The sequence below is a fragment of the Streptomyces melanogenes genome, assembly GCF_014649795.1.
In the GTDB taxonomy this organism is placed as follows: domain Bacteria; phylum Actinomycetota; class Actinomycetes; order Streptomycetales; family Streptomycetaceae; genus Streptomyces; species Streptomyces noboritoensis.
In genome coordinates this window covers 1-12555 of record NZ_BMTS01000033.1, presented here as the reverse complement: position 1 = coordinate 12555, position 12555 = coordinate 1, and the positions used below count along the sequence as shown (strand labels likewise).

General features: G+C 71.1%; 7 protein-coding genes. 4 read left to right on the top strand and 3 right to left on the bottom strand.

Annotated features, from left to right (window positions below):
- Nucleotides 1-767 precede the first annotated feature (767 nt).
- Nucleotides 768-917 carry a hypothetical protein gene (locus IE252_RS38170; protein WP_190094095.1) on the top strand — a complete coding sequence of 50 codons (150 nt, stop codon included), beginning with the start codon at nt 768-770 and terminating at the stop codon, nt 915-917.
- A gap of 432 nt (nt 918-1349) precedes the next feature.
- Here IE252_RS38170 and IE252_RS38165 read toward each other — a convergent pair whose 3' ends face one another.
- The 3 genes from IE252_RS38165 to IE252_RS38155 form a co-directional block, all read right to left on the bottom strand.
- A complete protein-coding gene (locus IE252_RS38165; RefSeq protein ID WP_190094094.1) occupies nt 1350-3173 on the bottom strand; it encodes a trypsin-like serine protease in 1824 nt (607 codons plus the stop codon).
- Between the two features lie 107 nt (nt 3174-3280).
- Nucleotides 3281-4432, bottom strand: coding sequence for an RICIN domain-containing protein (locus IE252_RS38160; RefSeq protein ID WP_190094093.1), 1152 nt, complete (start codon nt 4430-4432; stop codon nt 3281-3283).
- Nucleotides 4433-4545: 113 nt separating this feature from the next.
- On the bottom strand, nt 4546-5061 hold the full coding sequence (locus IE252_RS38155) for a hypothetical protein (RefSeq protein WP_190094092.1): 516 nt from the start codon (nt 5059-5061) through the stop codon (nt 4546-4548).
- Nucleotides 5062-5525: 464 nt separating this feature from the next.
- Between IE252_RS38155 and IE252_RS38150 the strand changes: the two genes are divergently transcribed.
- The 3 genes from IE252_RS38150 to IE252_RS38140 all read left to right on the top strand — a co-directional run bounded on the left by IE252_RS38150 (nt 5526) and on the right by IE252_RS38140 (nt 12181).
- Nucleotides 5526-8903: a hypothetical protein gene (locus IE252_RS38150; protein WP_190094091.1), complete on the top strand. Its 3378-nt coding sequence runs from the start codon at nt 5526-5528 to the stop codon at nt 8901-8903.
- A gap of 194 nt (nt 8904-9097) precedes the next feature.
- A complete protein-coding gene (locus IE252_RS38145) occupies nt 9098-11104 on the top strand; it encodes a DNA/RNA non-specific endonuclease (protein ID WP_190094090.1) in 2007 nt (668 codons plus the stop codon).
- A 30-nt stretch (nt 11105-11134) separates the two neighbouring features.
- The gene (locus tag IE252_RS38140; RefSeq protein ID WP_190094089.1) at nt 11135-12181 is read left to right on the top strand and encodes a hypothetical protein; all 1047 of its coding nucleotides are present in this window, start codon (nt 11135-11137) and stop codon (nt 12179-12181) included.
- Nucleotides 12182-12555: the final 374 nt, after the last annotated feature.

Genomic DNA, 12555 nt, shown 5'->3' with positions numbered 1-12555 from the left:
AGAGGGCAGGCGGCGAGCTCCGCCGAAAGATCTTGCCGACGAGTGAGCACTGTGCATGGTGATGTTGCTGGTCACGGGTCTGGTGTGGACGGGGTTCGGGATGCTCGTACTGGTCGTGGGTAGACGACTTCGGCGAGGATCGTTGACCACCGGGGCCCTTCGTGGTCACCGGGCCCCTTCGCGGTTCTCGGGGCCCTTCGCGGTTCGCGAGAACCAGCGGAGACCTGACCAGGGCGGTCGCCCACGTCGAGTCAGTGCGGACCTTGCCGAGCACGCGTCGGTCCTTGAGGTGGGCGAAGCCGTGCTCTGCTGATGCCCGGACAACTGCCAGAGCGGCGGACGACGGCTGCCGGCCAGGGGTCAGGGGCCGGTTCCGGGGCGGTCTCGTAGCCGGTGAATACCACCGGGTCGGCGCCGGACCGCCGTCGTCGAGCCCAAGCTCTCGTTCGCGCCCACCTGGATCAGCATGGGGGAAATCCGGTCAGGGCGGCGGAGACGACCGGGCTGAGCAAGGGCTGGTGGGGATCGGCTCCGGCGAGGTGCATGGTCCCGGCACGTTCAACGGCCTTACAGGTGAAGATCGGGTGTGGGCGATCAAGCGGTGGTGGGCGGCGGAAGCGTACGTGGGGTGCAAGGGCCTCGGACCGGCGATGGACTCGCTTCGTGAACGGGCCAGCCCCGTACCTCGGCTCTGACCGCCGTTGTCCCGGGACACCCTCAGGACAACAACCCTGGCGACCGGGACACCCCGCGCCGGAGGATTCGATGTGTCCGGAAACAACCGGGTCGGGCCTGATCCCAGGGCCTGCCCCACGGACTTCGGAGCACCGCTCCGCAACGCAGGAAACACTGCGGTGCTCGGCTACGACGGCCAGTTCGTCGAGATCGAAGCCATCGCCGCCGTGCTTGACTCCTGAACCGACAAGCCATCTCCGCCGAGGGCTCTCGCCCCTCGGATTCTCTCAATGACCCGCGAGACGATTTCGAGGTCTTGGCCTTCGTCGCGCGGCCCCGGCCGTCGGTGGTCCTCGTAGCCGTGCACCGGAGCGATGTCCTCGCCCTCCACCGTGGTGCCGTGTTGCGCACGGTCGTCCTGACGCCGTCCGTGAGGACCCGGTGCCCCTGGAGCACGCCCGCGAACTCACGGCCTACGCAGCCCGGTTCCGCAGCGTGGCGGCGCCGACGACAGCACGGAGGGCGGTCGGCCGCACCCACGTACTGCCGCGGCAAAGACCCGGGGGCAAGGCCTGGCCCTCTCGGGCCGGGCCTTGCCCCCGGTGCTGTGATGGTGATGGTGCCGGACGGGCCGAGTGGTCACGCTCTCGGCCCGTCCGGCGGGTGGGGATGTGTCAGGGGCGCGTCCACTGCGCGTTGGTGCCGTTGCCGCACTGCCACAGGCCGACGACGGACGCGTTGGCAGTGGCTTCGCTGAACACGTTCACGCACTGGTTGGGCTTGATGGCGCTGCTGATCGTGGCGTTGTCGGTGTTGACGTTCCACTTCTGCTCGCCGCGGCCGTCGCAGTCGACGACCTTGAGGTGCGAGCCCTGGTTGGCACCGGGCTCGGCGGTGAGGCACTTGCCGCCCGAGCGCAGCTCCTTGGCGGCCGTGGTCACCCACTGCTGGTTGGCGCCGCCCCAGCAGTCCCAGATGACGGCGTCGTTGCCGTTGTAGCTGTCGAGGCAGCGGCCGGACTGCTGGCCGCGGAAGGAGCTGCTGGCCCAGCGCTCGCCGCCGGAGTTCCAGCGCACGACGAGGGAGCCGTTGGTCTCCAGGGAGGCGTACGAGCCGGCGCCGCTCCACGTCTGCGTGGACCACAGGGCGCCATCCCTGCCTTGGCCACCGTCCTTCTTGTACAGGACGAGGTTGCCGTCGTTCTGCATGTGCAGGTACGAGTACCAGTCCCAGGTGGTCTTGCTCCACAGCTCACGGCCGGTGGCCAGCTCGCGGATGAGGACGTTGCCCTGGATGTCCATGAGGAGGACGGTCTTGCCGTTGGTCAGCCACTGGCCCGGCATCAGCTTGGTGTCGGAGGCGAGCTTGTCTCCGCGCGGTCCGGTTCCGGTCTGCCACAGGAGCTTGCCCGTGCCCGCGTTGCCGTTGGTGACGATCTCGGAGACCACGAGGTTGGCGTCGGCGCCCAGCGCCAGGGTGGCGCCCGCGTGACCCCAGGTGCCGCTCGCCCACAGGGCGGAGTTCGCGACGGAGTCGCCGCCACCCTTCTTGTAGACGACGAGGTTGCCGTCGGCCTGCATCCGGGCGAACGCGCCCGGGTTGCCTCCCGTGCCGGACGCCCACAGGGCGCCGCCGCGGCCTTCCCCGCCGGTGCCGTGGTAGATGACCAGGTTGCCGTCGGCCTGCATGACGAGCTTGCCGTACTCGGAGGTGAGCGTCGCGCCGGAGGACAGCGTCGCCCCGGACCTCAGAACCGCCGGGCGCTGCTTGGCGGAGGCGATCCAGTCGTTCAGGCCATCGGTACGGGCGGCGACGGCGCCGGTGCGGGTCTCGGACGGGTTGGTGCCGAGGCAACCGCCCATCCAGGAGCGGCTGTTGACGCCGACCAACTCGCCTGCGGCGTTGAAGAGCGGGCCGCCGGTGTCGCCCTTGCAGATCGCGTCCGTGCCCTTGCCCGTGATGGCCAGGCTGGTCGGGTTGGCGGTGGTGACGGCGAAGGAGCCGGTGTGGAGCTTGCCCGGCACCCACTCGGTGGCGGTGCGTCCGAAGCCGGCGGCGACCAGATCGGTACCGGCGGTGGGGGCGGTGGCGGCGCGCGACGCAGCGGAGACCGAGGTGACGGGCGCGGCGAGCCGGGCCAGGGCCACGTCCCGGTCGTCGCGGGCGACGATGTCGGTGACCTCGAGGGACTTGCCGTCGCTGAGGGTCGCCGTGGTCGCCAGCGCGGGGCGGCCGGAGGGGACGGAGGAGCCGGGGGTCGCGGCGAAGCAGCTGGCGGCCGTCATGATCCAGGACGGGTCGATGAGCGTCGCGGTGCAGCTGCGGCCACTCTCCACGTCGCCGATGCTCAGCTTGACGGCGGAGGCGAGCTGACCGGCGGCGGCCTCCGGGCCGGTGACCGCCTGCGCGGTGCCGACGGTGACCAGCCCGGCGGTGACGGCGGTGGCGGTCACCACCAGACCGGCCGTCCGCATCAGACGGGAATACAGCAGGGACATGCGGAGTGATCCTTCGAACAGGAGCGGGCTTTCGCGCACACGGGCGCGAGCCGCGCGGGGATGCGGAGGCGCAGGAGCGGCCGCCGCGGATTTCGGGGGCGAGCCGCTCAGATCTTCCAGACCTGGTCGGCGTAGCGCGAGTCACAGCCGACCTGGGTCACCGGGGCGCCCCACTCGGGCGTGCGCCACGAGACGTACATGCACTTGTCGGTCACCGAGTTGCGCACCGAGTAGCCGCCACCGGTGACCGGCTCCAGCTTCCACACCTGATCGGCGAAGTCGGCATTGCAGTCGTACTGGGTGACGGGCGCGCCGTCCTCGGGAGTGCGCCAGGACACCACGAGGCAGCGGTTGCTGTTGTGGTTGCGGATCAGATAGCCGCCCTTGACCGGCTCCAGCTTCCAGACCTGGTCGGCGTACTGCGGGTCGCAGTCGACGGCCTGGGCCGGGGCGCCGTTGTCGGGAGTGCGCCAGCCGACGTACGCGCAGCGGGTGCTGTGCGCGTTCTGGAGCGATGCGGTGGTGAAGCGGACCTGCTGGAGCCAGGGGGCGAGGTCGTCCGTGCGGCTGGCTACCGCGCCGGTACGGGTCTCCGTCGCCGGGGCTCCCAGACAGCCGCCCTGCCAGGAGCGGGAGTTGACCGCGCCGATCCGGCCGGAGGCGTCCAGCAGCGGGCCGCCGGTGTCGCCCTTGCAGAGCACGTCGGTGCCCTTGCCGGTGATGGCGAGGGTGGTGGACGTGGTGGCGTTGAGGGCGAAGGTGCCGGTGTGGGGCTTGTCCGGCACCCACTCGGTCTTGGTGCGCCCGAAGCCGACAGCCTTCAGCTCGGTGCCGCTCGCCGGGGCTGTGCCGGACAGGGCGGCGGGGGCGATGGAGGTGACGGGGGCGGCGAGGCGCAGCAGGGCAACGTCGCGGTCGGTGCGCGGGGCGACTTCGGCGACATCGAGCGTCCTGCCGTCGCTGAGCGTCGCCCGGGTGGCGAGGGCGGGCTTGCCCGCCTCCACCGAGGCGCCCGGAGTGGTGGCGACGCAGCTCGCGGCGGTCAGGACCCAGAAGCGGTCGACCAGCGCGCCGGTGCAGGCGCGCAAGGACTCGTCGGTGCCGATCGACAGCTTGACGGCGTAGGGGTGCGCGCCGGTCGCGGCCTCGGGGCCGGTGACCGCGGCGGCGGGGGTGGCGGTGATCAGGCCCATCGACAGCAGGGCCGAGGTGGCGAGCAGGCCGGAGATCCGCGTAGCGCGCGGACGGTGTGCAGACACGTATGTCCTTCGAAGACAGGGTGGGCGGACGGGGCCGCGCGGACGGAGAGGGGGTCGGCCCGGGGGCCGACGGGCTCACACGAGCGGCGGCGCGGTGCGGCGCCGACCGGTCCTTACTTGCTGGTGCGGATTTCCAGGAGCATGAAGTCGCGGCCCTTTTCGTCCGCGGTCTCGCCGACAGCGGTCCACGTGTTCTTGTCGACCGGGAACGTCTTCTGCTCGGTCCCGGTGGTCATCTCGACCTGAGCGGCGTAGTTGTTTCCCTTTACCCCGAACACGGCTGGGACCTCCAGGCTCAGATACCCCTTGTCGCCGGTGACCTTGAAGCAGATCTTCTCGTTCTGGTGGGAGAAGACCTCCATCAGTTCCGGAGCGCCCGTGCAGGGGGCGAGAACGATGTGGCCGTCGCCTCGCTTGAGCTTGATCTTCTGCTCGGCGAGGATTTTGTCGGCGTTCGGATACGCGAAGTCCTCAATGGCGTAACCCGGGCCGTCCTCGGCGACCGGCTTGCTCGCGATGGCATCGCCGTTGGCGCCGCTGCTCGCCCCACCGGCGATGACTGCCCAGGCCAGAGCCCCTGCGGCTGCGGCGGTGGCAGTGATGCGCAGGACGGTGCTACGTACCTTCATTTTCGTCCTCAGATGTCGTTCCAGAGTTTTCCCCGCATGCGTCGGCGCCTCTGGAAGAACACGCGCGCATACATGGGCAAGAGGGTTCCACGATGTATTGCGCGTCCCCCCGGACAGCACCGGAAAACGCCGATGGAGGGGATCTCCGAGGGCGCTGGCCGGTGGCTGACGATCTCCTGAATGAAAGCAGCCATGCAAGATCCAGCCAAGTGGATAAATGGTACATAAACTTGTAAATCCACCACTAGGTCCGTGACTTGGGTCACAGACTCAAATGGTTGTATCGGTTTTGCGAAAACTTGAGGGCGAGATCCAGCCATCTTTGCGCCAGGCGCAGGGTCAGATTCCGGCCAGGTGTTCCCGGACCGCTTTCCGCGCATAAAGTCAGGCGACCGCCGCCACGGTGAGATATCCCGGGCGGGATAGGTCCTCACCCGAGGAATCGAGACCAGAAAGGTCTTTCTGTGCAGGAAACGTTTTGGAGTCGGCGCCGTTTCACGACCGCCGTCGCGGCGGGCACGGCCGCACTCTCCACTCCCTGGCTCTTCACCACGCCCGTGCGGGCCGCCACCGGAACCCCGACGGCCGCAGACGCGCTGGCCCTTCCTGACACCGACCGCGCCAAGGCCGTCAAGGCCTGGATTCTCGGCGGGCGTTCGGTCAAGCAGGCCGCGGCGTACGCGCTCAGCGGCACCGACCAGGACATCACCACCTTCCTCACGGAGCAGCTGCCGCGCGCGACGCGCATCGACAACCGCGTCGCCGCCTTCACCTACCTCGGCAACGGCGGCAAGAGCATCCGCCGGGACGCCACCGCGGCCCTCAACGGTGGCGACGACGCGGTGGCCGCCTTCGTCAAGGACGGGTTCCGCTCCGCCATCACCGAGGACATGCGGGTCACGGCCCTCACCGTGATGGCCAACAGCGGCAGGAGCGTCAAGCGCGAGGGCAACACCGCGCTCAGCGCCGGCACGGACGGGGCACTGGAGCAGTTCCTGCTCACCACCCAGTACAACGCCCGGCTGGAAGACGCCCGGGTGGACATCCTGCGCAGCCTCGCCACGGCCGGACCCGAGGTCAAGAAGTACGCGAACCGGGCCCTGAGCGGGACCGCCGACGACGTGCAGTGGTACCTCGACACCGGAGTCCACATCGCCCGCGCCCGCGACCAGGAGGCCGCCACCATCGGCCAGTTGGTCGCCATCGTGGAACGCGAGAGCGCCCGCGCGCGCGAGCAGACGGACCTCGCCGTCGAGGCATCGGAGCGCGCCAAGACGGCCGCGGAACAAGCCAGGCTGAAGGCGGAGACCGCCGCGGCCGAGGCCGAGCGCGCCAAGGAGGACGTCCGCAGGTCCGCCGAGGCCGCCCGCCAGGCCGCCACCGCAGCGAGCGGCGCCGCGTCCGCGGCCCGGACGGCCATCCACGCCTCCACCGCCGCCGTCCAGGCATCCCAGCGCGCTTCCTGGGCCGCCACCGCGGCATCCCAGGCAGCAGCGGCGGCCGGTTCGGCCGCGACCCGCGCCTACAACGCGGCGATCGCCGCGTCGAAGGACGCCTCGAAGACCGAGGAGGCGAAGAACGCCGCCGTCGCCGCCCGCGACGCCGCCGCCAAGGCCAACAGCGCCGCCAAGGCGGCCGACGACGCTGCCACCGCCTCGGACCAGTCCGCCAGCGCCGGCCTCGCCGCCGCCTCCGCGGCGCGCAACGCCGCCGCGGCCGCCAACGCCTCCGCCCAGGCAGCGAGCGCCTCCGGCGTCGCCCAGGGCGAGGCCGCCGAGGCCAAGCGCCAGGCCGACATCGCCTCCTCCGCCGCCAACCAGGCCACCAACGCCGCCTCCACCGCCCAAGCCCTCGCCTCCACCGCAGCCCGCGCGGCGCGCGCCGCCAACGCCGCAGCGAAGTCCGCCGCGGCACACGCGGAGAACGCGGCGGCCGCCGCGGAGGAGGCCGTCAAGTTCGCCGGGCAGGCCGTCGACTTCGCCAACAAGTCCACGGCGTACGCCGACGAAGCCGTCAAGGCGGCCAACCTCGCCACGCAGGCCATCGCCGACGCGCTGGTGGTGGAGAAGAACGCTCGCGACGCCGAGGCCGCGATGCTCGCCGCCGACCGGCTCCAGGGCATGAAGGAGGCCGCCCAGCTCGCCCTCATCGACAAGAGCGAGCGCGCCGAGGCCCTCAACAAGCGCGCACAGGCCCAGCAGACCGCCCAGGCCACCAAGGACCTCATAGCCCGGGCCGAGCAGACCCTCCAGAGCGACAACCTCGCTCTCGCCGCCACCCTCGGCCGCCAGGCCGCCACCGCGCTGCTGGAGTCCCGGGGCACCTGGACCCGCCAGGCCGCCCGGTTCGCCCTCGCCGGCACCGACGACGACGTCTACTCCTGGATCGACCTCGACCGCCAGCTCGCACAGGCCCAGGACGACCGCGAGACCATCCTGTTCATCGCGCAGGTCTCCGAACCGGCTGTCGCCCGGGCCGCAGTCCAGGCCCTGGCCGGGGGCGTGCCCGCCCAGGGGGACTTCAACACCGGCGGCGTCATCAAGTCCCGGGCGGACGACAACAGGGTCAACATCCTCAAGATCCTCAACTCCAAGCCCGGCAAGACCGTCACCAAGGCCGCCAACGACGCACTCAACGCCAACACCCCCGAAGCCCTCCAGAAGTTCTTCGACGAGGACCTCACCCACGCCATCGCCGAGGACGACGCCGTCGCCACCATGAAGGTGATCGCCTCCGGCGACGCCTACGCCAAGGCATACGGAGAAGTGGCGATGGAGGGCCCCGCCTGGATGCGCCGGCGCTTCGTCGAGACCGTCCAGCACAAGGCCGCCCAGCTCGACTTCGACTCCCTCAGCCACGCCGCCGCCATGCAGGCGACCATCGCCGCCGCCGCCAAGATCGCCCAGGAGGCACAGCGCGACGCCGCGCTCGCTTCCCAGGTCGCGGCCGAGGCACGGGACGCCGGGGTCAAGGCCCAGGAGTGGGCCCAGAAGGCGGTCAACGCCTCCACCGCAGCGGACAGCTACGCCAAGCAGGCCCAGGACCACGCGACAGCGGCAGACAAGTCCGCCAACGACGCCCAGGCATCGGCGAACAAGGCCAAGGACGCGGCCGCGACCGCGCAGGGGGCCTCGCGGGCGGCCAACTACTCCGCCAACCGCGCCATCGACGCGGCCCAGAGCGCCCTGGCCTCCTCCTATGCGGCCGCGGCCTCCGCCGCCAACGCCCACCAGGCCGAGCTCGCCGCCGGGCGGGACGCCAAGACGGCCGCCACAGCCGCCGCCGAGGCCCGCCAGACGGCGGCCGACAAGCGCACGGCCGAGATCCAGGCGGCCGCGCAAGCCGCCGCCGAACAGGCCCAGAAGGACAAGGACGCCAACCGCAACCCCTCCAACTCCACCACCAACGACCAGGTCAACCCGAAGGGGACCCAGCCCGGGAGCGGAAGCCAGCCCGGGACCGGCGGCCAGGGCGGCAAGGACGAGTGGTGGAACGACGCCAAGTGGTGGGCCGACACCGCCGACAAGGTGAGTGTCGCCGCCGGACTCCTGGCCACCGGCTTCGGCATCGCCTGCGTGTTCTGGCCCGCGGCGCCCGTCCTCGGCAGCATCGCCGCCGTCTGCCTCGGCGTGTCCGCCGTCGCCTCCGGCATCAGCGCGCTCGCCAACGGCATCGAATACGGCTTCGGCAGCGCCCAGTTCGCCGCAGCCGCCGGCCGCAGCGCCCTGCAGCTCGTCACCCGCGGCGGCGGGAAGGCCGCCTCGGTGGCCAAGCCGGTCGTCAAGAAGGTCGAGAAGGTCGCCGAGGACGTCGTCTCCGGCATCGTCAAGGTCTTCTCCTGACCCACGCCCCGCCCCCGCGTCCCTCCTCCCGCTGAGGACGGTCACGCACCAGGGCGGCGGGAGAGCCCGGTGGTTCCCGGGCTCTCCCGCCGCCCCGGCTCCCCCTGCCCCGCTCCGGCGCGCCACATGCGCCCCAGGCACGGGGAGCGGTCTCCAGCACGGCCACGCGGGCCGTGCTCCTACCGAGAGAAACCATGCTTTCACCACGCGCAAGACGCATACTTCCGGGCGTCCTCCTCGCCCTCACCATCACCGCGACCGGCACGGCCACGGCGGACGGGCACCCGGCACCGGCACGCACCGCCGGCGATGCCTCCACCGGCAAGACGCTGGGGTCCCCGGCCCACCCCAAGGTGGGCCGCATCGACCAGGGCCCCCACTCCCCCGCTGCCGTCCCGACCCGGACGCTCCCCCTCAAGCCGGGCTCCGGCGAGCGGTGCGAGCCCACGCTCGCCGGCTCGCGCGAGCGCAGGGCCGGTGCCGTCAAGGCATGTGTCACCACACGCACCAAGCCGGTGGCACAGCCCAAGCGCCAGGCACGCGCCGTCGCCCAGCCGCAGGCCGCCGCCGCTGCCACCAATGAGGGCAGCTGCGCCATCGCGGCTCCCGGGACGTGGAACTACAGCCGGTTCGGCTACTGCGTGAACGGCCTCGAGGTGCTGTACACGCTCAAGGACACCAACGGCAAAGTGGTCGGCACGGGCACGCTGACCGTGGCGAGCAGCGCCCTGCTGCCCGCCGCACGCACGGCGTGGAACGAGAACGTGACCGTCGCCATGACCGGCGCCACCGGGGCGGTCACCACCCTGACCGCCAAGTTCCGTGCCGAGTGCTCGGCAGGCTGCAAGGTCACCAAGGCCGCCCCCTGGTACGGCGGCCAGCTGACCACCGGCCAGTCCGTCAGCGGCAACGTGTCCTACTCCTCCTCCCCCGCCCCGGGGACCAAGGTCGACTTCACCACCTCGTACAAGCTGTACGTCACCGCCCCCGGCGCCCAGGCCACGGACCCCAACGCCTCCTGGGACAACCCGGAGAAGGTCCGCTGCGACGACGACGTCCGCGACACCAGCGCCCCCAACAGCACCCCCGCCGCCGGATGCGTCGTGCCCAGCGTCGTGCCGGTCGTCAGCATGAGCACCTCGACCTCGGGCGCGGCCGCCGCCGGATACCTGTGGGCGCAGCAGAACCTCACCGACGGCTGGGGCCGCGCCAAGCCGCTGACCCGCGCCCGCAGCGGCATCGCCGACCGCACCGACCGCACCTGCGGGGGTTCGCAGCCCTTCGCGGACAGGTCCGACCTCGTCCCGAACGACAGCTGCGGCGAATTCCCCTTCGCCTCCACCCATGAGGGCGGCACCGACGGCGCCCAGTGCGCCGAGGTGATCCCCAACGCCAGCAACGGCGGATGGGACATCTACGACCTGGGCGGCGCGGACTCCAGCAAGCGGTGCGTTCGCGCCCACGTTCCGCAGGCCGACAACCAGGCCGCCCTGGCACAGCTCGCCGAGGGCTACGCGAACCAGCGTGTACTGGAACGCGACCAGTTCAAACTGGACATCGCCAGCACCACCTCCCAGCCGCGGGGCGCCTGCCTGCAGACGAGGCCGTCCGACACGCTCCCCAACGGCGACGGGTGGATCAAGAACACCACGGAGACGGTGGCCCACCGCAACAAGAACACCACCCCCACCCCTGACGTGGCGGGTACCAGGCCGACCGCCGCCGAGGCGTGCCTCGGCAAGAAGATCGGCAACGGCACCTCGGCCTCGGGTGACATCACCGGCTGGCAGGACGCGCAGATCTACGCCAAGCCGCTCGCCGCACCGGGCACCAAGGCACCGTACGGCCTGGCCCGCTGCCACCTGATCGCCAACATCCTCGGCGGCAAGGGACGCACGCGCGACGGCGGCCAGGACAACCTCGTCCCCTGCTGGCAGGTGGGCATGAACACCGGCACCCCCAGCATGCGCACCTATGAGTACGAGGCGCAGACCCTGCTGGGCGACAACAACTTCGGCGCCAACGACGCGATCTTCTACCAGGTGACGCCCACCTACCTGGACGCGACCAGCACCGTGCCGGTGGGAGTCACGATGAAGGCCACCGTGCAGCGGGCGGACGGCACCACGCAGCCGCTGTTCCCCGACGTCTACATCCCCAACACCAAGGCCGATACTGGCCAGCACAACCTCGGAAACTAGCCCTACCCGCTCACGCCATCGGGAGCCAGCATGAGTCGTACCACCCCCGCGCGGCCGCTCGACGTCGCCGCGCTCTTTCCTCGGCTGGCCCCGCTGGCACGCACGGCGACCCGGCTGCACCCGCACCCGGGGTCGCCGTCACCGCACGACAGCTCCGTCGGCGGGCCGCTGCTGTGGCCCGCCGACGAGCCCTGGCCCCACTGCGACGGCCCGCACGTATGGGACCGGGTCAACCCCGCGCTCTCGCCCGAGGACGTACGGCAGCGGCGCCGCATCAGGGCTGCCGTGGCGAGCCGTCCGTCCGGCATCCCCGAGATGGAGCGCTACACCCCCGAGGAACGCGCCATCGACCAGCGGATCGCCGCGGGCCGCCCCTGGCCGGACGGCCCCGTCCCCATGCTGCCCGTGGCCCAGCTGTACGTACGCGACGTCCCTCAGCTGCGGCCTCCCAGGGCGGTGAACGCCGACCTGCTCCAAGTGCTGTGGTGCCCCTTCGACCATCCGGCGCACCCCAGGACCGCGCTGTACTGGCGGTCGGCCGCCGAAGTCACCGACGTCCTCGCAGCGCCGCCCGAGCCATCCGCGATCCAGTTCCCCGGCTACCTTCCGCGCCCGTGCCTGCTGACACCCGAGCAGATCACCGAGTATCCCAACCTCCTTGAGCTGGACGAGGAGGACCAGCAGCAACTGGGCGAGTGGCAGAGCTGGCAGCCGGCCGGGCCGGCGGTGGACAGGTCCTACCAGTCCGCCCCGGAGGAGTTCTACATGGACCAGGTGTCCCACGCGCCCGGCTGGAAGGTCGGTGGTTGGACCCGGTGGGGTCTGACCGACCCGGTTGACCGGGTGTGTGAGGTGTGCGCCAGCGCGATGGACCCGCTGCTCACCATCGCCTCGGCGGAATGGGACCCCAGCTCCGAGAGCTGGATTCCCGAAGAGGACCGGGCCCGGTCGATACAGACACCTGCCGACCCCCAGCCGTGGAACCCCACGATGCTCGACCTGGCTCGCGGCTACGACCTCCAGCTCCACGTCTGCCCCGTGTCCCCCGACCATCGACACCTCGAACTGGTCCAGTAGCGGCCTTCCCTGACGCGCCGTGAACCACGAGCCGCGCCCCCGCTCCCGGAAAGTCACATCACCACAGAGGGCGCCTCGCCGGTTGCATTCCCATCGCTGCGGCATTGGCCCTGATTCAAGTCGGATGCGCGGCATCTTCCTCACCGAGCGCCTGGAGCACGCCCTGCGTACACCCCAGCCATGCCCGTACCCGCCGGCAGGGGCGCCCACCCGGGGGCTGCAAGAGCCCCGGCCCAAGACGGGCGTTTGAGATGTCAACGCGGGCCTACGTCTTCCCTACGTTGTTCAGCGGGACAGGGTGAGCCCCTCGTATGGTTGACCCGCCCAGGGGCATCAGGTGTGGCTCTACGTCTTCTGCCATTCATGGCTTCCGT

Excerpts from the sequence above, each read along its gene's own strand:
- IE252_RS38165 (WP_190094094.1), bottom strand. The coding sequence starts at position 3,173 with ATGTCCCTGCTGTATTCCCGTCTGATGCGGACGGCCGGTCTGGTGGTG.
- IE252_RS38155 (WP_190094092.1), bottom strand. The coding sequence starts at position 5,061 with ATGAAGGTACGTAGCACCGTCCTGCGCATCACTGCCACCGCCGCAGCC.
- IE252_RS38145 (WP_190094090.1), top strand. The coding sequence starts at position 9,098 with ATGCTTTCACCACGCGCAAGACGCATACTTCCGGGCGTCCTCCTCGCC.
- IE252_RS38140 (WP_190094089.1), top strand. The coding sequence starts at position 11,135 with ATGAGTCGTACCACCCCCGCGCGGCCGCTCGACGTCGCCGCGCTCTTT.